This window comes from Streptococcus sp. OMI870, assembly GCF_047460295.1.
Taxonomy (GTDB): Bacteria; Bacillota; Bacilli; order Lactobacillales; family Streptococcaceae; genus Streptococcus.
Genome location: NZ_JASHGM010000005.1, coordinates 21,852 through 41,875 on the forward strand (window position 1 = coordinate 21,852; position 20,024 = coordinate 41,875).

The following is a 20,024-nucleotide window of genomic DNA, read 5'->3' on the forward strand; positions in this document are numbered from 1 at the left end:
GTGTTTTTTATTTTGAAAAAGCTAGGATAGCAATTATCCTAGCTTTTTGTTTATCAGTGAATCATGTTTCTACTTCTCAGTTTTTCGCTTTTTTATTTGTCTCCATTCATAGAGGAAAAAGAGAATAATTCCAACGAAAAAGGCAATGAGTCCCTCTATGAAGCCTTGAGGAACAAATGTTAAAGTAACTGTTCCTGATCCTTTCGGAACACGAACTCCCATCAATCCTTTCTGGATACGTTGAATTTTGATAGGTTTTCCATTTTGTTTAGCTGACCAACCTTTATCATAAGGCAATGTAAAAATAAGGGTAGTATCTCTATTTGCGTTATAAGCTGCTACCACTTTATTCTTCTTTTTGTGAATAGCAACTTCTTGCTGACGAATGGTGGTGATAGCTTGTGTATATTGGTCGAGATTTAGAGCAAAAAATTCTGGTGTATCAAAGGAAACCGTCGAATTTTCTGGAAAACTTATACGAATAGTAACCGTTTCCTCTGTGTCAAAATGGCCAATAGAAAAGAATGGAAAGGCATTATCAATGGTATAGCGTTGGGTCTGTCCATTGTAGCTGATTTCAATATCTTTTCGATCATCATTTGAAAAATGTAAATTTGGAACATTGACATACAGTTGACTATGGGCAGGAACCGTTACTTCATATTGAATACTTGCGTAAGATAGATGACTATCTTCTTCAATTTTTGCAGTTTGCAACGAAGATGTAGTATTTTGTGAAGTATGCGAGAGAATATTTAATTTCTTATAAAATTTATATTTTTCATCTGTGATTTGGTGGATGAATCGTGTTTGGTTATCAAGTGTTAAATTTGTAAAGGAAGTATGTTGATAAGGCTTAGCTGTCAAAAATGCGATTGGTAAGGCATATTCATTTTCTGAAAGTGAGATTCCATTTTTCGTTGCAATCTCTTTAAATCCAAATTTTTGAACAGGTTGTTGGCTTAAGTTATAGCGAACACCAAATAGACTATCCATTAAAATGGAATTGTTTTGGTATCGAAGGTTGAGGTTGGTTCCTTCAGATTTAAATCCAAGCTTGTCCAATGTTGAGCTAGTATCCGTATTTCGTACAGATGAAAATTGAGAGATACCATTATAACCATACTTCATACTATCATTACCAGTTTGGGGATGTAGAATCTCAGTCCGATAGTTTGAGTCTGTGTTCCCACTTACCAAGGTTTGAATAGATTTTAAGTCGCGATCGTAGGATGATCGAGAAGCAAATACCCATTCGTTTGCAATACCTTTCATTTGATAATAGCTATTTACCGATAATTCAAAGATGGAGAAAAAAAGAATCGAAAGATAGAAAAGTCTTGGTGGTATTTTTTTAAGAATGAATCCTAAACAGACTAAATAGAAGGCGACTAAAAATTCAAAAGTAACAATGAAATTGACAGCATCCAAAAATTTATAGTGATTTCTGTAAAGGACAGTTGCTCCAAATCCTAGGAAGAGGACAAAACTAGCGAGACTAAACCGAATCCAGGTAAGCTCTTCTATTCGATTTAAAACTTCTCCTGCCATCAGAATAATCGTTAAAGAAAAGATCCAGGAGTATCGATGAAGAAACATATTTGGCGCGTGCATACCTTGCCAAAGGAGATCTAATAATTGAAAACGAAAACTCAAAATAAGAATGGTCAAGAGTATAAAGTAAGAAAGTTTCACGTGAAACTTGATCGACTTTACAAAGAAAAAGGTAATCGCTAGTAAAAGCGGGAATAGTCCCACATAGATCATTGGGATTGATCCATATTTGGTAGTGTCAAAGCTGCCAATAAAATTTTTAGCAAAGACGTCGAGATACCAGCTTTTTTCTGTAAAGATAGTGTCAACCTTTGAAAAATTTTCTCCATGAGTTCGTAAATCTAAGAAGGTAGGATATAACATTACTAGACTTGTGATAACCGATAAAAGGGATACCATCACAAAGTGAAAGAAACGTTTCCCAATTTTTTTGATATGCCATGACAATTGTGTCAAGTACCATAAAATAAGAAAAATAGACATCATGAATCCAAAATAATAATTTTGGATAAACAAAATAGTCAAACTAACAAAGTAGAGAATCTCTCCTTCGCTATAAATTAGTTTTTTGAATCCATAAAGAATTAATGGTGCTAGGATAAAAACATCTAACCAGGTTTTTATTTCAAGCTGACTGATAGCAAAGCTCATCAAAGCAAATGATGTTGAAAGGGTAAGAACCAGGAATCTAGGGATTTTAGAAAACATTCCATGTAGACTAACATAGGTGCTTAACCCAATTGCTCCAAATTTCAGAAGTGTGACGAGATAAACAGCATCTGGCATGGATTGCGCATCAAAGAAGTATACAAGAGGAGAAAAGAAACTTCCTAGATAATAGCTACTGAGTGCATAGAAATTAATGCCTAATCCACTTTGAAAACTGAAAAATAGGCTATCTGTCCCATGTAAAATATTTCGAAGTGTGGTATCAAAAATGACATACTGATGATACCCATCTCCTAATAATGGGGATGTATCACTGTTCCAGTAGATTCCTTGTGAGAGGTAAATAAAGAACATAATAATAGCTGGAATCAGGAAAGAAGATACTATAAAAAGGGATGTTTTTAGCTTTGTTTTATTCATATATTTCTACTGAAAGAGCCTGAAATTATTATTTCAGGGCTCTTTATTTTTATTATTGACTCCAAAGTTCTTTCACTTTTGCTTGAACTTCTTCATTTTCAAGAAACTCATCATAGGTTTCATCAATGCGGTCAATCACACCATTTTTTGAGAGAACGATAATGTGATTGGCAAGTGTCTGAATGAATTCATGGTCGTGGCTGGCAAAGATAATGGATTCTTTAAAATTCTTTAATCCATCATTCAAACTTGAGATAGACTCCAAATCTAAGTGATTGGTAGGATCATCTAAAACTAGAACGTTTGATTTAAGGAGCATCAATTTTGACAACATGACACGAACCTTTTCTCCTCCTGACAAGACGTTGACAGACTTGTTAACTTCGTCACCAGAAAATAGCATGCGTCCTAGGAAACCACGAAGGAACGTGTTGTCATCTTCTTCTTTACTTGCAAATTGACGAAGCCAATCGAGAATGCTTTCTCCACCCGCAAAGTCTCGACTATTATCTTTCGGTAGATAAGATCGACTAGTAGTGACTCCCCACTTGACAGTTCCCTCGTATTCAATATCATCCATCAATGCACGGATTAATGCAGTTGTTTGAATATCGTTTTGTCCGATTAGAGCAGTCTTATCACCAGGACGTAAGATAAAGCTGATATTGTCAAGGATGGTTTCTCCATCGATCTTGACAGAGAGATTTTCAACTGTCAAGAGATCATTTCCGATTTCTCGTTCCGCTTTAAAGTTAATAAATGGGTATTTTCGACTAGATGGTACAATCTCTTCTAGTTCGATCTTGTCAAGCATTTTTTTACGCGATGTTGCTTGTTTTGATTTTGAAGCGTTGGCCGAGAATCGTGCGACAAACTCTTGCAATTGTTTAATTTTTTCTTCGGCTTTTGCATTTCTATCTGCTTGTAATTTAGCAGCCAGTTCAGAAGATTCCTTCCAGAAATCATAGTTTCCGACGTATAGTTTAATTTTTCCAAAGTCTAGATCCGCCATATGGGTACAGACTTTATTCAAAAAGTGACGGTCATGGGAAACAACGATAACAGTATTTTCAAAATCAATCAGAAAATCTTCTAACCATGTAATAGACTGAATATCCAGACCGTTGGTCGGCTCGTCCAAAAGAAGGACATCTGGTTTACCAAAGAGGGCTTTAGCTAAGAGAACTTTCACTTTTTCACCATTTGCTAACTCACTCATAGTCTGATAGTGAAGATCTTCAGAAATATTTAGATTTTGTAGCAATTGAGAAGCTTCGCTTTCCGCTTCCCATCCACCAAGTTCTGCGAATTCACCTTCAAGTTCAGCTGCACGGACGCCGTCTTCATCAGAAAAATCTTCTTTCATGTAGATAGCATCTTTCTCTTTCATAATGTTGTAGAGCTTTTCATTTCCCATAATGACAACATCGATGACCCGTTCGTCTTCATAGTCAAAGTGATTTTGACGCAAAACGGACAAACGTTCATCTGGACCAAGAGAAATATGACCAGTGGTTGGTTCGATATCTCCAGCTAAAATTTTTAAAAAGGTTGATTTTCCGGCACCATTGGCCCCAATGAGACCGTATGTATTTCCCTCTGTAAAGTTGATATTGACATCGTCAAACAATTTTCGATCACTAAAACGTAGTGAGACGTCTGATACTGTAAGCAATGATTTTCTCCTCTTTCTATAATGTCTTCATTTTACTAGAAAAAAGAGGAAAATTCAACTTTTTTACTGTCAATTTATTTTTACAACTTTGTAAATTTAGTTGACAAGATAGTAAAGTGTTGTTTTGTCACAAACATAGAGGAGAGACTAACATTTTCAACTAGAAAGTGCTATAATGATAAGGATAACGATTAAGGAGAAGAGTATGACAAAACCCATCATTTTGACAGGAGATAGACCAACAGGAAAACTTCATATTGGCCACTATGTTGGTTCTTTAAAAAATCGCGTTTTACTACAAAATAAAGATGAATATAATATGTTTGTTTTTCTAGCAGACCAGCAGGCTTTGACAGATCATGCAAAAGATCCAAAAACTATAGTAGAGTCTATTGGCAATGTTGCTTTAGATTATCTAGCTGCTGGCCTAAATCCTGAAAAAGTAACGATTTTTATTCAAAGTCAGATTCCTGAATTAGCAGAATTGACCATGTATTATATGAATTTGGTATCTTTGGCGCGACTTGAAAGAAATCCAACTGTAAAAACCGAGATTTCTCAAAAAGGTTTTGGTGAGAGTATTCCTACAGGATTTTTGGTATATCCTATTTCGCAAGCAGCTGATATTACAGCATTTAAAGCGAATTTTGTTCCAGTAGGAAATGACCAAAAGCCAATGATCGAACAAACTCGTGAGATTGTTCGTTCCTTTAACCATGCATACAATACAGATACTTTGGTGGAACCTGAAGGAATTTATCCCGAAAATGAAGCAGCAGGACGCTTACCTGGTTTAGATGGAAATGCTAAAATGTCTAAATCCTTGAATAATGGAATCTACCTAGCTGATGATGCGGATACTTTAAAGAAAAAAGTGATGAGTATGTATACCGATCCTGATCATATTAAAGTAGAAGATCCAGGAAAAATAGAAGGTAATATGGTGTTTCATTACTTGGATGTATTTGGTCGACCAGAAGATGCAGATGAAATTGCAGAAATGAAAGAACACTATCAACGTGGTGGACTTGGTGATGTAAAAACTAAACGGTATCTTTTAGAAATTTTAGATCGTGAATTAAGACCGATTCGTGAAAGACGCCTTGAGTTTGCAAAGGATATGGGGGAAGTATACTCTATTCTTGAAAAAGGAAGTGAGCGCGCTCGAAATGTAGCAGCTCAAACGTTAGATGAAGTAAAATCTGCCATGGGTATTACGTATTTCAAAAAATAGTTACTCTAAAATGTTATAGAGTTATATTCTAGCCGGTTCCTTTGTAATTTGCCAATAAATGATTGACAAATTGCGATAGAATGGTATGATATTAACAATAAAAATTCGAGCCTTGCTCAAAAAAAAGAAAAGAGGATCCAGCTAATGTCTAATTGGGACACAAAGTTTTTAAAAAAAGGTTTCACATTCGATGACGTGCTTTTGATTCCAGCAGAAAGTCACGTATTGCCTAATGATGCAGATTTAAGTACACAATTAGCAAGTAATTTACGCTTGAACATCCCAATCATTACTGCTGCTATGGATACAGTGACGGAAAGTCAAATGGCAATTGCTATGGCACGTGCTGGTGGACTTGGTGTGATCCATAAAAACATGTCAATTGAGCAACAGGCAGATGAAGTACGGAAGGTAAAACGTTCTGAAAATGGTGTTATTATTGATCCTTTCTATTTGACCCCGTCTCATACAATTTCAGAAGCAAATGAGCTTATGGGACGATACCGAATCAGTGGTGTTCCAGTCGTTGAAACACTTGAAAATCGTAAATTAGTTGGTATTCTTACGAATCGCGACTTGCGTTTTATTTCTGATTACAATCAACCTATTTCAAATCACATGACAAGTGAAAATTTGGTGACTGCACCAGTTGGTACTGATTTGGAAACAGCTGAGCGTATTCTACAAGAACACCGCATTGAAAAATTACCATTAGTAGATGAAAATGGTCGTCTTTCTGGTTTGATTACGATCAAAGATATTGAAAAAGTTATTGAGTTCCCAAATGCAGCTAAGGATGAATTTGGTCGTTTGCTTGTAGCTGGTGCCGTAGGGGTTACTTCAGATACCTTTGAACGTGCAGAAGCCCTTTTTGAAGCAGGTGCAGATGCAATTGTTATCGATACTGCCCATGGACATTCTGCTGGGGTTCTTCGTAAAATTGCAGAAATTCGTGCTCATTTCCCAAATCGTACCTTGATCGCTGGAAATATTGCAACAGCTGAAGGCGCTCGTGCGTTATTTGATGCAGGGGTAGACGTTGTTAAAGTCGGAATTGGACCAGGTTCTATCTGTACAACTCGTGTTGTAGCAGGGGTTGGTGTTCCTCAAGTGACTGCAATTTATGATGCAGCTGCCGTAGCTCGTGAATATGGTAAAACTATCATTGCTGATGGTGGTATTAAGTATTCAGGAGATATCGTCAAAGCTCTTGCAGCTGGTGGTAATGCGGTCATGCTTGGATCAATGCTTGCAGGCACAGATGAAGCACCAGGTGAAACAGAAATCTTCCAAGGTCGTAAATTTAAAACCTATCGAGGTATGGGTTCTATTGCAGCAATGAAGAAAGGTTCGAGTGACCGTTATTTCCAAGGATCTGTCAATGAAGCCAATAAATTGGTCCCTGAAGGAATTGAAGGACGTGTTGCTTATAAAGGTTCCGTAGCAGATATGGTCTTCCAAATGATCGGTGGTATCCGTTCAGGTATGGGATATGTTGGTGCAGCAACTATTCAGGATTTACACGATCATGCTCAATTTGTTGAAATGAGTGGCGCAGGATTGAAAGAAAGTCACCCTCATGATGTACAAATCACAAATGAGGCACCTAACTACTCAGCACAATAAGTTTACAAAAATGTAAATATAATTAACAACACCTTGACAATATTGTCAAGGTGTTGTTTTGATATGTCCAGATTGAATGGTGAAAATTTTTAATTCTTCGGGTAGCTCTTTTAAATGATCAAGAGTTGTCGTTGTAATAAATGTCTGAATACTATTGGAGATAGTTTCAAGAAGTTGAAGTTGACGATAATTGTCAAGCTCACTCATAACATCGTCAAGTAGTAAAATTGGCTTTTCTCTAGTGATTTCTTCCATTAATTCGATTTCTGCTAATTTTAAAGAAAGAACAACACTCCGATGCTGGCCTTGACTACCAAAATTTGCATTCATTTCATTAATAAAGAATGCCAAATCATCTCTGTGGGGTCCAATGCTTGTTGTTTTTCTAAAAAGGTCCTTTTGGCGATTTTTTTTCAACATACGGAAAAATTGCTCTTCTAAATCATCTATTTCTTCTGAAAAAACAGTTGACTGATATTGAATTGTCAGGTCTTCCTTGTTGTTAGAAAGTAGAGCGTGTTTTTCTTTGGATTTAGCTTGTAATTTTTGTATAAAATCCAGTCGATGGTGGATGACGCGACTTCCAAAACTAGCGAGTTGTGAATCTAATACGTCCAAAAATATTTCATCAATTTTTTCGGAATTTTTTAGATAGCTATTTCTTTGTTTCAGAACATGGTTGTATTGAGATAAATCGGATAGATAAATAGGTTTCATCTGTCCCAATTCAATGTCAATAAATTTTCGACGTCCTGCTGGAGCCCCTTTGATTAACTGTAAATCTTCCGGTGCAAAAAGGACGACATTCATATGACCAATATAGTTTGATAATTTAGCTTGTTTTAGATGGTTGACTTTAGTCATCCGACCTTTTGGTGTTAAGGAAATTTCTAATGGAAGCGGTCCAGTTTCTCTTTGTAATAGACCAGAAACTTTAAAATCTGTGGATTCGAAGTAGACGAGATCTTTATCATTTCGTGTTCGATGGCTTCTGGTTAAGGCCAGAAAATAAATCGATTCGAGAATATTGGTTTTTCCTTGAGCATTTTGTCCTAAGAAAATATTCAAGCCAGGATGAAATTCAACTTCAAGTTCTTGGTAATTACGAAAATGTTGAATGGATAACTGTTTTAACCACATTACGAGATACCAGGAAAGCGAATTGCTTTTTCTTTTTTGTTAGTCTTTGTCGGTTGTTTTTTTTGTTGTTGATTGAGTTGCTTGACAAGTTTAGCCACACGTTCCTTTTCTTCCTTCTCTTTAAGATGCTCTTCTATTTCTGCTGGAGAAGGTTGGAGAATGGTGATAATAATGTTCAGTTCAGGGATGTCAATTTTATCATTGACACGAAGTTTACGGCCTCTCCGTTGTTCTAATTCACCATTAACAAAGACTTCTTTTTCTTGAAGAAAGGCTTTGATTGCACCACCACTCTGTATAATACCGAGTTCTTTTAAGATTGCTTGTAATGTAATAAAGTCATCAAATAATTTGTAATTCATAGTTCACCTCTTTGCGTGTTATTATACCATATTTTTAGTTTTTCTAGGGTAGAGAATCTTGAGTGAAGTGAGAACCTTTTTTCTCAGTTTGAATTAGGATTTTAGCGTGATTTCGTGTTATAATGAAAGTTACTATTGATTAGAACGAGGATGAAAATGGAATTAGTTAAGGGTGTGAATCTTCACTTTCTTCAGTCGAAAAAATTTAAAACAAATAAAATTAAGGTCCGGTTTACAGCGCTATTGAATGAAAATACAGTGGCTGCACGTGTTTTAGTAGCTTGTATGATGGAAACTGCAAACCAAAAATATCCAACCTCACAATTATTCCGTGAAAAATTAGCGAGTCTGTACGGAGTAGAATTGTCTACTTCAATTTCTAAAAGAGGGCCCGTTCACTATGTCGATTTGAATATTTCCTTTGTACGCGATGATTTTTTGAGTAAGAAAAATGTACTGACAGATGAGATTTTGGATATTCTAGAAACTGTCTTCTTTTCACCTTTAGTAGTAGATGATCACTTTGATTTTGAGACTTTTGAAGTTGAAAAGAAAAATACGATTTCAGACTTGGAATCTGAGATTGAAGAGCCTTATTATTATGCGCATGGACAATTGAATCAACTATTTTTCGAAGATGAAACTATCAGAATGTCAAGATTGGGAAAAGTTGATTTAGTAAGACAAGAGACCGCTCAAACCACTCTCTCACAGTTTCATCAGATGCTTCATTTCGATAATATTGACTTCTTTTTCGTAGGTGATTTTAATGAAGTTGCTATTGTGGATCGAGTAAACCAGTTTGAATTCAAACCACGTGATAACAACTTGTCTATCAACTATCAACAAACTTTTTCAAATGTAGTTCGCGAGAAATTAGAGCAAAAGCAAAATCAACAATCTATTTTAGAATTAGGCTACCATTTTTCTACCCAGTATGGAGATCCTCTTCATATTCCCTTAGTTGTGTTAAATGGGATGTTGGGAGCTTTCTCGCACTCGAGACTTTTTCAAATAGTTCGTGAAAAAGAAGGTCTTGCTTATACCATCTCTAGCCATTTCGATATTTTTACAGGCTTTATGAGAATTTTTGCTGGTATTGATAAAGAACATCGCACCAAGGTAATGACCATGATTATGAGGCAGTTGAATGATTTAAAACGAGGAAAGTTTACAGAATCTGAACTTCAATTGACAAAAGACATGTTGGTGAATACGACTTTATTAGCCCAGGATCGACAAAACACATTAATCGAAAGAGAATACCTGAAAACGATCCTAGGAACAAAGGTTCTTTCTTTAGAGGAATGGTTAGAAGCTATCAATAAGGTTAGTAAAGAAGAAATTATCGAAACGGCAAAAACAATTAATTTGCAGTCGGTTTATTTTATGGAAGGAAAGTAGTGTAAAGATTGAAAATTAAAGAAAAATATTATGAAGCCGTAGGTGAGCAGGTTTACTTTACACGTTTGTCAAACGGCTTGACCATTCATTTAATTCCAAAAGAAGATTATTATGAAACCTATGGGATGCTTACAACCAAGTTTGGTTCGGTGGATACACGAATTTTAGTTAATGGTGAAGAAAAACAATATCCTGCAGGAATTGCTCACTTTTTGGAACATAAAGTGTTTGAAGATGAGAAAGGTCAAGATTTTCTAAAAAAATTCGTTCAATTAGGATCGGAAAGTAATGCCTTTACAAGTTTTACAAAAACCAGCTATCTTTTCTCAACAACCTCAAGGGTCTCTGAAAATATCAAGTTGTTATTGGAGATGGTCTCAAAAGCTTCTTTTACAGAAAAATCAGTTGCTAAGGAAAGAGAGATTATTCAACAAGAGATAGGAATGTATCAAGATAGTCCAGATTATCGATTATTTTTTGGTGCCTTAGAAAACCTATATCCTGGAACACCGTTAGCAGATGATATTGCTGGAACAAGAGAGTCAATTTCTGACATTACAATAGACAATCTCCGTGAGAACTTTGATTTATTCTATCATCCAACTCAGATGCATCTATTAGTGATTGGAAACTTTGATCTTGATGCAGTATTACAAGTTGTAAACGAATATGATCAACTTCCCCTTCAGCCTTCAATCCAGGTAGAACGATTTCCTGTAGAAAAAAACGAAGTAAAATTGAATCAATCCTGTAGAATGGACGTTGCCAGTCCTAAGTTGGCAATTGGAATTCGAGGGAATGATGTCATCAAGGAAGAGGAAAAATTTCGTTATAAATTAATGCTGAAATTATTATTTTCGATGATGTTTGGGTGGACTTCACAACGTTTTCAAAGTTTATATGAAGCTGGTAAAATTGACAACTCCTTGACACTAGAAGTAGAGGTTGAGGAAGTCTTTCATTTTGTTATTTTGACAATGGATACCCAAGAACCAGTTTCTCTATCTCATCAATTTAGGTCAGCCATCAAACAATTTGATAAGGATCCAGATGTGAATCAGGAACATTTAGATACGATTAAAAGCGAAATGTTTGGTGATTTTTTACAGGGTTTAAATTCGCTTGAGTATAGTGCGACTCAGTTTGAATATTTTTCAGATGGTAGCACTTCCTATGATCTTCCAAAGATTTTACAGGGTATTAGTTTACAAGATATTATCAAATTAGGACATCAATTCATTGATCAGTCTGAGATGGTTGACTATATGATTTTTCAGAAGTAGTAAACAATGTGTCAAGAAGGGAAAATATGAAGAAGAGAACGATTGGTCAAGTGTTGAGATTGTCAAGAGTTAATTTACATTTAAGTTTACAGGATGTGTCAAAAAAGACAGCTATAGAAGCTCCTTATATAGAAGCGTTGGAAAACGATGAGTTTGATTTACTACCGAGTCCCTTTTACGCCCAAATCTATTTAAAGAAGCTATCGTGGGCTTTGGGATTAGATGAATCCATTTTATTGACAGCTTTTCGTGAAGGAAAAGAGTTGTTATTTGATGAGGAAATCTTAGTAGATGATGAAGAGCTTCATTCAAGAAAATTAAGGCAGAAAACAAGCTGGTTACCGATCTTGTATTATCTACTAGTTAGCTTTGCTATTCTTGGATTTGTGATTTATATCGTATATTTTTATAAGTTTACAGCGTGAGTAAAACAGCTGTAAAGATAGTTTATTTTTTGGAGGAAGTATGAAAAAAGAAAATATTCCTAATGCGTTGACATTAATTCGAGTTGTGATGATTCCTATTTTTATTGCCATTTTAAGTCTAAGCCATTCTTATCTTGGCCATATTGTAGCAGCAGTTATTTTTGCAATTGCAAGTATTACAGATTATTTAGATGGCTTCCTTGCACGAAAATGGAATGTGGTTAGTAATTTTGGGAAATTTGCCGATCCAATGGCAGATAAATTATTGGTTATGTCAGCCTTCATCATGATGATCGAATTAAAAATGGTTCCTGCTTGGATTGCAGCTGTTATTATTTGTCGTGAGTTAGCTGTTACTGGTTTGCGTCTTCTGCTTGTTGAGACAGGCGGTACAGTGCTTGCCGCAGCTATGCCAGGTAAAATTAAGACCTTTAGCCAAATGTTTGCCATTATCTTTTTGCTTTGTCACTTAACCCTTCCAGGACAAGTATTACTTTATATCGCACTGATTTTTACAATTTATTCTGGTTATGACTACTTTAAGGGAAGTAGCTATCTCTTTAAAGACACATTTAAGTAAATGAAACATATTATAAATCTAAAAAATGTATCGTTTCGATACGATAAAACAGTAGAAGAGTATCAAATTGATACTGTTTCGTTTCACGTGAAACAAGGGGAGTGGCTTTCAATTGTTGGGCACAATGGTAGTGGGAAATCTACCGTTGTACGCTTGATGGATGGTCTCTTAGAACCTGAGTCTGGTGAGATTTATATTGATGGGCAACAGTTGACTCGTGAAACGATATGGGAAATCCGCAGTAAAATTGGGATTGTATTTCAAAATCCGGACAATCAATTTGTCGGTGCAACAGTGGAAGATGATGTCGCCTTTGGCTTGGAAAACCAAGGAATTCCACGGGAAGAAATGATTCAACGTGTAGAGAAGGCTATTGACCAAGTTGGCATGCTAGAGTTTAAAGATAGGGAACCCTCTCGATTGTCGGGTGGTCAAAAACAACGAGTAGCCATAGCGGGTATTATTGCCTTGCGACCAAATATTATTATCCTTGATGAAGCAACTAGTATGTTAGATCCAGAAGGCCGAGAGGATCTAATGGCAGTAATGAGAGAACTCCAGAAAAAGTTTCAATTAACGATTATCTCCATTACTCATGATTTAACTGAAATCGCCCTAAGTGACCGAACCCTAGTGTTTCAAAAAGGAAAATTAGAGTCTTCCATGTCGCCGAGGGAATTGTTCTCAAGAAATGATTTGCATGAGATTGGACTAGATAAGCCGTTTAGTAAGCAAGTCCAAGAATCTCTCAGCTCGCATTTTCCGCTAAAACAGGATTATTTAACAGAAAGTGAGTTATTAGACCAACTATGGGAATTTCTTTAAAGAACGTCTATTATACTTATCAAAAGGGAAGTCCCTTTGAAGGACAAGCGCTTTCTGATATATCTTTGGAAATACAGGACGGCTCTTATACTGCCATCATTGGGCATACTGGTAGTGGAAAGTCCACTTTGTTACAGTTACTAAATGGTTTACTTCGTCCGACTAAAGGAACGATTCAATTTGAAGATTTTGTTTTAGATAATCATTCTGAGCCAAAAGAAATGAAGTACCTGAGAAAAAAAGTCGGTTTGGTTTTTCAATTTCCAGAAAGTCAGCTATTTGCGGAAACCGTTCTAGCTGATGTAGCATTTGGACCACAAAATTTTGGGGTACCTAAGGAAAAAGCGGAGGAAATAGCCAAAGAAAAATTAGCGATCGTTGGTTTAGAAGAGTCTATCTATGATAAAAGTCCATTTGAACTATCAGGTGGACAGATGAGACGGGTTGCAATCGCGGGTATTTTAGCTATCGAACCAGAGATTTTAGTATTGGACGAGCCGACAGCAGGGCTAGATCCTGCTGGAAGAAAGGAATTGATGGCGCTGTTTGAGACGTTGCATAAAAATGGGATGACTCTTGTTTTGGTGACTCATATGATGGATGATGTAGCAAACTTTGCTGATACTGTATTTGCTTTGGAAGCGGGAAAACTTGTCCTAAACGGATCCCCAAGGGAAGTGTTTCAACAGGTAGACTATTTACACAAACTTCAATTAGGAGTTCCACAAGTCACGAATTTTGCTCTTCAATTGAAACAAAGAGGAATGGATCTAGAGAGGTTACCAATCAAAATTGAGGAATTAAAGGAGATGTTACTTCATGAATAATATGATTTTAGGAAGGTATATCCCTGGAAATTCTATCATCCATCAACTGGATCCTCGTGGAAAATTGCTCTCGATGTTTTTGTTCATTTTTCTTCTTTTTTGGGCTAATAACCTGCAGACCAATATTCTTCTCTTTTGTTTTATCTTTGTTTTAATGTATCTAACAAGGATTTCTATCGGTTTTTATGTCAAAGGCCTAAAATCAATGATTTTTATCATTGCGTTTACAACTGTTTTCCAATTATTTGCTACCTCTCAAGGAACATTGTTATATCAATGGTGGTTTTTTAAATTAACAGATCAAGGATTGGCACAAGCTGCAATCATATTTTGTAGATTTATCTTAATTATTTTTTATTCGACGATTCTAACCGTGACAACGACACCATTAAGTTTAGCAGATGCTGTTGAAAAGATCCTCACACCACTAAAAATTATTAAGGTTCCGGCTCATGAGATTGGGTTAATGCTATCTATGAGTTTGCGCTTTGTTCCAACCTTAGTAGATGATACGAATCGAATTATGAATGCTCAAAGGGCGCGTGGTGTTGATTTTGGTGAAGGAAATCTATTAAAAAGGATCCGTTCCTTTATTCCTATTCTCATTCCTCTATTTGCTTCTAGTTTTAAACGAGCAGATGCATTAGCAATTGCGATGGAAGCGAGAGGTTACAAAGGTGGGGAGGGACGAACACGCTATCGGATACTTCAGTGGGGAGTGAAAGATACCCTAGCATTGCTCGTTATTCTGTGTTTAATGTTATTCGTTTTTTATCTAAAAAATGGATAGAAAAGCTCCTACCGGTTCAAAAATAAGGAAAAAGCGCTACACAAAGCGCTTTTTACATTAAATTCACATATTCTTGTAATATTTGTAATACATTCTACAAGAAACTGTAACATTTTGTGTGTATGATAGAATTATGTTCGAAAGGAGAATAAAATTCATGAACAGTAAAAAGTTCCAATGGACAGTCACTTCCTTGCTTTCAGCAGCATCGCTTTTCATTTCTGGTATTGCTACAGTGAATGCTGAAACTTACGAAGTGAAGTCTGGAGATACTCTATCAAAAATTGCACTTGAAAATAACACTTCAGTAGAAAATATTATTGCATCTAACAATTTGACCAATGAAGATTTAATTTATGCAGGTCAAATTATTGAGTTGGGGGAGCGTTCTAAATCAATGCTTGATAAAATTGCTCCACAAGAGCAAGCAAAACCTGCTGAAAGTGCAACTCCTGTAACTGAAGCAACCGCACAAACTGCTCAAAAACAAACAACTTATGCTGCGAATGCTACAGTCACTTCTACGCAACCAACAAGTGGTGGAATTGTTTTAGCAAATGGGAATACTGCTGGTGAGCAAGGCTCTTATGCAGCTGCTCGTATGGCTGAAATGACTGGCGTACCCGCTTCTACTTGGGAAGCAATCATTGCCCGTGAATCGAATGGACAAGTGAATGCAGCAAATGCTTCTGGTGCAAGTGGTTTATTCCAAACAATGCCAGGTTGGGGTTCAACTGCAACAGTTGATGATCAAATCCAGGCAGCATACAATGCATATAGCTCACAAGGTTTATCAGCTTGGGGTTATTAAAAAAAATAGGTTTACAAATTTGTAAACCTATTTTTTAAATGTTGAGAGGATATCAAGTGGAGATTGACAAATATAATCCGGTGAGTAAAGGAGTAATTCTTCAAGATTTCCAAAACCCCAAGTGACTGCCATGGTTTTAATTCCAACTGTTTGACCTCCAATAAGGTCAAATTTCGTATCTCCAATAATCAGAGCTTCCTCTTTTGGAATGTTATTGATTGACAAGGTGTGTTGAATAACATCGGCTTTATGGACGCACACAGGACTTGAACCATAAATTCCATTAAAGTAGTCAGCTATTCCTAGATCTTGACACATTTGTAAAGCTACGGGTTCATATTTTGAAGTAGTTACATAGAGCTCAAAACCGTTATTTTTTAGAGATTCTAAGGCATCTACTATCTGAGGAAAGAGGGTTGTTTTGTATTGGCCCTTTTCATGATAATACTGGCGATAGATGGTGACTGCTTGATCTACTAAGGTTTCAGGAAGAGTAGCCTCAAAACTAGAAATTAAAGGTGGTCCCATAAAACTTCGGATAGTTTCAAGATCAGGTTGGGAAACCTTTAAGGTGTCAAATGTGTGTTGAAAACTTTCTGCAATTCCTTTAGAACTGTCTACTAATGTCCCATCTAAGTCAAAAAATAAGGCTTGCATGTTATTCTCCAAATATCTCTTTCTGTAGGTTGCGTCCAGTAGGAGTCGCTGCCAATCCTCCTTCAGCTGTTTCTCTAAAGGCAGTTGGAAGACTAGAGCCAACTTGGTACATGGCATCAATGACTTCATCGACAGGAATTTTTGATTCAATCCCTGCTAAGGCCATATCAGCCGCAACAAAAGCATAGCTGGCTCCCATTGCATTTCGTTTGACACATGGGACTTCAACGAGTCCCGCTACTGGATCACAGATGAGGCCAAGCATATTTTTGATAACGAAACAGACGGCTTGACTGGCTTGATAAGGAGTTCCGCCAGCAGCTAATGTCAGTGCAGCAGCACTCATAGCTGAAGCAGAACCAACTTCTGCTTGACAGCCACCTTCTGCACCTGAAATAGAAGCATTGTTAGCGATCACTAAACCGAATGCTCCAGCTGTCAGTAGAAAATCTAATTGTTGCTGATGGTTTAACCCTAATTTTTGAGTTGCTGCAGTAAGTACGGCAGGAAGACATCCTGCAGATCCTGCTGTAGGTGTTGCACAGACTAGCCCCATTTTGGCATTGTGTTCGTTGACAGCAATGGCGTTTTTTGCAGCGGTCAAGACGGTTAAGTCAGATAAGGTTTTACCAGATTTGATATAGCGATCTAATTTTGCAGCGTCTCCACCTGTTAATCCACTACGAGACTGATTTTCATTTAACCCTAACCTTACAGAATCAATCATCACTTCTAAATTACGGGTCATTAATCGTAGGACTTCTTCGCGTTCACGACCTGTTAACTCGAATTCAGTAGCAATCATTAACTCTGCGACGTTTCCTTCGTATTGCGTACTTGCTTGTTCTACGAGGTCTACAATTGAATAAAACATACAAACTCCTTATTTGAAAAAGTTGACATTATGAAGATGAGGAATTTTACGAATATCTTCGATAGCTGCTTCACAACTTCTTGAATCAACTTCAATAATCATAATGGCTTTTTCTCCAGCTTTTTCCCGCGTCACATTCATTTGTGCAATGTTAATATCATAGCGAGAAAGGGCTTCTGTTACATGAGCGATCATTCCAGGGACGTCTTGGTGCACAATGATAATGGTTGGAGTATTCATATTTAGCGAGATGGCAAAGCCATTTAACTCAGTAACCTGTATGTTCCCACCACCAATTGAGATTCCAGTGACAGAAATCGTTTTATGATCATTTTTTACAGTAATGGTCGTTGTATTTGGGTGAGGAGCATTGCTCTCTTTTTGAATAGACCAAACAATCCGAATGCCTCGTTCATGTGCAATTTTTAGACTATCTGGGATTCTAGGATCATCTGTGTCCATTCCTAAGATGCCCGCGACTAAGGCTAAATCTGTTCCATGACCACGATAGGTTTTTGCGAAGGAATTAAATAATTGGAACTCAACCTCTTTGGGCTCTTCTCCAAATATAGAAGAAACAATTTTACCAATTCGAACAGCACCTGCAGTATGGCTACTAGATGGGCCTATCATCACAGGTCCAATGATATCAAAAACTGATTGGAATTTTAAAGAGTTCATTCTTTGCTCCTTTGCGATCACTTTACTTCATTATATCAGATATGGCTGATGATTTCTTGTATTTCTCCCTAAATATGGTAGAAATCTTAAAGGGTGCTTAAAGCATTTATATTATCCTGAAATTTTAGTATTTCTAACATCTGATTGCAATAATTGACACACGATTTCAATAAATATGAAATATTTCTTTTGTAGGATAGAGTTATACCAATTAAGGAGTAAAAACAATGAATAAAAAACAGATGATGAAACAGATGGTTGGAATCGGATTACTTGCAGGACTTTTCTTTCCAATTGCAGTAAATGCGGATTCTTATACTGTAAAGTCAGGTGATACCTTATCAGCTATTGCTAAAGAGAAGAATACAACGGTTGATGCGATTGCTAAGAAAAATAAGATTAGCAATGTAAATCTCATTACAGTTGGTCAGGTTTTAGAGATTGAAGATGAGAAGGCAACAACTAATACTACAGAGCAAGCTGCGACTAGTAAAGCTAACACTACACAAGCAACAACTACGGTATCTGCTTCAGATGGCTTGAGTTCCGAAGATGCAGCGGCTAAAGAATGGATTGCCCAGAAAGAATCAAGTGGCAGTTACACAGCGCAAAATGGCCAATATTATGGTCGTTATCAGTTATCCCTTTCTTATTTAAACGGTGATTTATCCGAAGCAAATCAGGAAAAAGTAGCCAATCAATATGTTGTCAACCGCCATGGTTCATGGTCGGCAGCTAAAAACTTCTGGCTGGCCAATGGTTGGTATTAAAGTAGATGAAAGAGTTCAGCAATTGGACTCTTTTTGATTTACATACTTGTAAACGTCTAGATACAATAGTCAATAAGTAGAATGGCATGATGCTTGTTTTCTACTATAAAGCGTGTTACAATTGATAATGCTCAAAACGACCTTCAATCGTTGAAGCAAACCACGACCTTCAATCGTGAGAAACGAAAAGATGGGAGAAACCTATGAGTGATAACTCGAAAACACGTGTTGTTGTTGGTATGAGTGGCGGTGTCGATTCATCTGTAACGGCTTTGTTGTTAAAACAACAGGGCTACGATGTCATTGGCATCTTCATGAAAAACTGGGACGACACAGACGAAAATGGCGTCTGTACAGCTACGGAAGATTACAAAGATGTAGCAGCAGTTGCAGACCAAATTGGCGTTCCTTACTATTCTGTCAACTTTGAGAAAGAATACTGGGATCGTGTCTTTGAATACTTCCTTGCTGAATACCGTGCAGGCCGTACACCAAATCCGGATGTCATGTGTAATAAGGAAATCAAATTTAAGGCCTTCTTGGGTTATGCCATGACACTCGGTGCAGATTATGTAGCAACAGGGCACTATGCGCGCGTGGCGCGTGATGAGGATGGTATTGTCCATATGCTACGTGGCGTTGACAATGGAAAGGATCAAACGTATTTCTTAAGCCAATTGTCACAAGAACAACTTCAAAAAACCATGTTCCCATTGGGACATTTGGAAAAACCTGAAGTTCGCCGTTTAGCAGAAGAGGCTAGATTGGCTACAGCTAAAAAGAAAGATTCCACCGGGATCTGCTTTATCGGCGAAAAGAATTTCAAAGAGTTTCTCAGTAACTACCTTCCTGCCCAGCCAGGCCGAATGATGACTGTAGATGGACGGGATATGGGCGAACATGCCGGTTTGATGTATTACACAATCGGTCAACGGGGTGGTCTTGGAATTGGTGGTCAACAAGGTGGGGACAATGCCCCATGGTTTGTAGTTGGTAAAGATCTGAGTCAAAATATTCTGTATGTCGGTCAAGGTTTCTATCATGAAGCACTGATGTCAACAAGTTTACAAGCTAGTCAAGTTCACTTTACACGAGATATGCCAGAAGAGTTTACACTGGAGTGTACAGCTAAGTTCCGCTATCGCCAGCCAGATTCCAAAGTGACGGTTCATGTCAAGGGTGACCAGGCTGAGGTCGTTTTTGCAGAACCTCAACGGGCCATTACACCTGGGCAAGCTGTTGTTTTTTACGATGGTGAAGAGTGCCTCGGTGGTGGTTTGATTGACAATGCCTACCGAGATGGAGAAGTTTGTCAGTATATTTAAATTGACAAATGTTCTCAATTTGCTACAATAATAAAAGCAATAGAAATGATGGTCAAAGCTCATGGATGTTGCAGGCTTTTTTGTCCTGCACT

The 20,024-nt window shown here is 37.0% G+C and carries 19 protein-coding genes; 12 read left to right on the forward strand and 7 right to left on the reverse strand.

All coding sequences use genetic code 11. The features are described from left to right. Window positions 1-69: 69 nt before the first annotated feature. The gene (locus QM968_RS08465; protein WP_414326533.1) at window positions 70-2,643 is read right to left on the reverse strand and encodes a YfhO family protein; all 2,574 of its coding nucleotides are present in this window, start codon (window positions 2,641-2,643) and stop codon (window positions 70-72) included. Between the two features lie 52 nt (window positions 2,644-2,695). Continuing rightward, on the reverse strand, window positions 2,696-4,318 hold the full coding sequence (locus tag QM968_RS08470) for an ATP-binding cassette domain-containing protein (protein WP_414383498.1): 1,623 nt from the start codon (window positions 4,316-4,318) through the stop codon (window positions 2,696-2,698). A 205-nt stretch (window positions 4,319-4,523) separates the two neighbouring features. Here QM968_RS08470 and trpS point away from each other — a divergent pair, with 205 nt between their 5' ends. Both trpS and guaB read left to right on the forward strand, forming a co-directional pair. Then, complete coding sequence (gene trpS, locus QM968_RS08475; RefSeq protein ID WP_414383500.1) at window positions 4,524-5,552, forward strand: tryptophan--tRNA ligase; 1,029 nt, start codon at window positions 4,524-4,526, stop codon at window positions 5,550-5,552. A 144-nt stretch (window positions 5,553-5,696) separates the two neighbouring features. Further along, window positions 5,697-7,178, forward strand: a complete 1,482-nt coding sequence (guaB, locus tag QM968_RS08480; RefSeq protein WP_009731925.1) for an IMP dehydrogenase — start codon at window positions 5,697-5,699, stop codon at window positions 7,176-7,178. 45 nt (window positions 7,179-7,223) lie between these two features. Here the strand turns inward: guaB and recF are convergent, their stop codons facing one another. Further along, complete coding sequence (gene recF, locus QM968_RS08485) at window positions 7,224-8,318, reverse strand: DNA replication/repair protein RecF (protein WP_414383502.1); 1,095 nt, start codon at window positions 8,316-8,318, stop codon at window positions 7,224-7,226. Beyond that, window positions 8,318-8,680: a S4 domain-containing protein YaaA gene (gene yaaA / locus QM968_RS08490; protein WP_009731923.1), complete on the reverse strand. Its 363-nt coding sequence runs from the start codon at window positions 8,678-8,680 to the stop codon at window positions 8,318-8,320. Before yaaA ends, recF begins: the two co-directional genes overlap by 1 nt. A 156-nt stretch (window positions 8,681-8,836) precedes the next feature. Between yaaA and yfmF the strand changes: the two genes are divergently transcribed. The 8 genes from yfmF (at window position 8,837) to QM968_RS08530 (ending at window position 15,625) form a co-directional block, all read left to right on the forward strand. Continuing rightward, window positions 8,837-10,084 (forward strand): EF-P 5-aminopentanol modification-associated protein YfmF, encoded by a 1,248-nt coding sequence (yfmF, locus tag QM968_RS08495; RefSeq protein ID WP_009731922.1) that lies wholly within the window; start codon window positions 8,837-8,839, stop codon window positions 10,082-10,084. Between the two features lie 8 nt (window positions 10,085-10,092). Next, window positions 10,093-11,367: an EF-P 5-aminopentanol modification-associated protein YfmH gene (gene yfmH / locus QM968_RS08500; RefSeq protein WP_009731921.1), complete on the forward strand. Its 1,275-nt coding sequence runs from the start codon at window positions 10,093-10,095 to the stop codon at window positions 11,365-11,367. A 26-nt stretch (window positions 11,368-11,393) separates the two neighbouring features. Then, a complete protein-coding gene (locus tag QM968_RS08505; RefSeq protein WP_009731920.1) occupies window positions 11,394-11,792 on the forward strand; it encodes a helix-turn-helix domain-containing protein in 399 nt (132 codons plus the stop codon). 40 nt (window positions 11,793-11,832) lie between these two features. Then, complete coding sequence (gene pgsA / locus QM968_RS08510; protein ID WP_009731919.1) at window positions 11,833-12,372, forward strand: CDP-diacylglycerol--glycerol-3-phosphate 3-phosphatidyltransferase; 540 nt, start codon at window positions 11,833-11,835, stop codon at window positions 12,370-12,372. Then, a complete protein-coding gene (locus QM968_RS08515; protein WP_009731918.1) occupies window positions 12,373-13,197 on the forward strand; it encodes an energy-coupling factor ABC transporter ATP-binding protein in 825 nt (274 codons plus the stop codon). Next, window positions 13,182-14,024, forward strand: a complete 843-nt coding sequence (locus tag QM968_RS08520) for an energy-coupling factor transporter ATPase (protein WP_414383505.1) — start codon at window positions 13,182-13,184, stop codon at window positions 14,022-14,024. The genes QM968_RS08515 and QM968_RS08520 overlap by 16 nt, the downstream gene beginning before the upstream one ends. Beyond that, window positions 14,017-14,814 (forward strand): energy-coupling factor transporter transmembrane component T family protein, encoded by a 798-nt coding sequence (locus tag QM968_RS08525; protein ID WP_009731916.1) that lies wholly within the window; start codon window positions 14,017-14,019, stop codon window positions 14,812-14,814. Before QM968_RS08520 ends, QM968_RS08525 begins: the two co-directional genes overlap by 8 nt. 157 nt (window positions 14,815-14,971) lie before the next feature. Continuing rightward, entirely contained in the window at window positions 14,972-15,625 is a 654-nt protein-coding gene (locus QM968_RS08530; protein ID WP_009731915.1) for a LysM peptidoglycan-binding domain-containing protein, read from the forward strand. 27 nt (window positions 15,626-15,652) lie between these two features. On the opposite strand, the gene QM968_RS08535 is transcribed toward QM968_RS08530, so the two are convergent. The 3 genes from QM968_RS08535 to sdaAB are packed head-to-tail and all read right to left on the reverse strand — an operon-like array spanning window position 15,653 to window position 17,837. Next, window positions 15,653-16,282: an HAD hydrolase-like protein gene (locus tag QM968_RS08535; RefSeq protein ID WP_009731914.1), complete on the reverse strand. Its 630-nt coding sequence runs from the start codon at window positions 16,280-16,282 to the stop codon at window positions 15,653-15,655. A 1-nt stretch (window position 16,283) separates the two neighbouring features. Beyond that, window positions 16,284-17,156 carry an L-serine ammonia-lyase, iron-sulfur-dependent, subunit alpha gene (gene sdaAA, locus QM968_RS08540; RefSeq protein WP_414383508.1) on the reverse strand — a complete coding sequence of 291 codons (873 nt, stop codon included), beginning with the start codon at window positions 17,154-17,156 and terminating at the stop codon, window positions 16,284-16,286. Between the two features lie 9 nt (window positions 17,157-17,165). Further along, window positions 17,166-17,837 carry an L-serine ammonia-lyase, iron-sulfur-dependent subunit beta gene (gene sdaAB, locus QM968_RS08545; RefSeq protein ID WP_003002135.1) on the reverse strand — a complete coding sequence of 224 codons (672 nt, stop codon included), beginning with the start codon at window positions 17,835-17,837 and terminating at the stop codon, window positions 17,166-17,168. A gap of 227 nt (window positions 17,838-18,064) precedes the next feature. Between sdaAB and QM968_RS08550 the strand changes: the two genes are divergently transcribed. Together QM968_RS08550 and mnmA are read left to right on the forward strand one after the other, a co-directional pair. After that, window positions 18,065-18,607 (forward strand): LysM peptidoglycan-binding domain-containing protein, encoded by a 543-nt coding sequence (locus tag QM968_RS08550; protein ID WP_414383510.1) that lies wholly within the window; start codon window positions 18,065-18,067, stop codon window positions 18,605-18,607. Window positions 18,608-18,810: 203 nt separating this feature from the next. Continuing rightward, the gene (gene mnmA, locus QM968_RS08555; protein ID WP_414383512.1) at window positions 18,811-19,932 is read left to right on the forward strand and encodes a tRNA 2-thiouridine(34) synthase MnmA; all 1,122 of its coding nucleotides are present in this window, start codon (window positions 18,811-18,813) and stop codon (window positions 19,930-19,932) included. Window positions 19,933-20,024 lie beyond the last annotated feature (92 nt).

Bases quoted from the DNA above. Each gene is read 5' to 3' on its own strand.
- yaaA (WP_009731923.1), bottom strand. From the start codon at position 8,680: ATGAATTACAAATTATTTGATGACTTTATTACATTACAAGCAATCTTA.
- pgsA (WP_009731919.1), top strand. From the start codon at position 11,833: ATGAAAAAAGAAAATATTCCTAATGCGTTGACATTAATTCGAGTTGTG.
- sdaAA (WP_414383508.1), bottom strand. From the start codon at position 17,156: ATGTTTTATTCAATTGTAGACCTCGTAGAACAAGCAAGTACGCAATAC.
- QM968_RS08550 (WP_414383510.1), top strand. From the start codon at position 18,065: ATGAATAAAAAACAGATGATGAAACAGATGGTTGGAATCGGATTACTT.
- trpS (WP_414383500.1), top strand. From the start codon at position 4,524: ATGACAAAACCCATCATTTTGACAGGAGATAGACCAACAGGAAAACTT.
- sdaAB (WP_003002135.1), bottom strand. From the start codon at position 17,837: ATGAACTCTTTAAAATTCCAATCAGTTTTTGATATCATTGGACCTGTG.
- QM968_RS08520 (WP_414383505.1), top strand. From the start codon at position 13,182: ATGGGAATTTCTTTAAAGAACGTCTATTATACTTATCAAAAGGGAAGT.
- QM968_RS08535 (WP_009731914.1), bottom strand. From the start codon at position 16,282: ATGCAAGCCTTATTTTTTGACTTAGATGGGACATTAGTAGACAGTTCT.
- QM968_RS08525 (WP_009731916.1), top strand. From the start codon at position 14,017: ATGAATAATATGATTTTAGGAAGGTATATCCCTGGAAATTCTATCATC.
- QM968_RS08465 (WP_414326533.1), bottom strand. From the start codon at position 2,643: ATGAATAAAACAAAGCTAAAAACATCCCTTTTTATAGTATCTTCTTTC.
- QM968_RS08505 (WP_009731920.1), top strand. From the start codon at position 11,394: ATGAAGAAGAGAACGATTGGTCAAGTGTTGAGATTGTCAAGAGTTAAT.
- guaB (WP_009731925.1), top strand. From the start codon at position 5,697: ATGTCTAATTGGGACACAAAGTTTTTAAAAAAAGGTTTCACATTCGAT.
- mnmA (WP_414383512.1), top strand. From the start codon at position 18,811: ATGAGTGATAACTCGAAAACACGTGTTGTTGTTGGTATGAGTGGCGGT.
- yfmF (WP_009731922.1), top strand. From the start codon at position 8,837: ATGGAATTAGTTAAGGGTGTGAATCTTCACTTTCTTCAGTCGAAAAAA.
- QM968_RS08515 (WP_009731918.1), top strand. From the start codon at position 12,373: ATGAAACATATTATAAATCTAAAAAATGTATCGTTTCGATACGATAAA.
- recF (WP_414383502.1), bottom strand. From the start codon at position 8,318: ATGTGGTTAAAACAGTTATCCATTCAACATTTTCGTAATTACCAAGAA.
- QM968_RS08530 (WP_009731915.1), top strand. From the start codon at position 14,972: ATGAACAGTAAAAAGTTCCAATGGACAGTCACTTCCTTGCTTTCAGCA.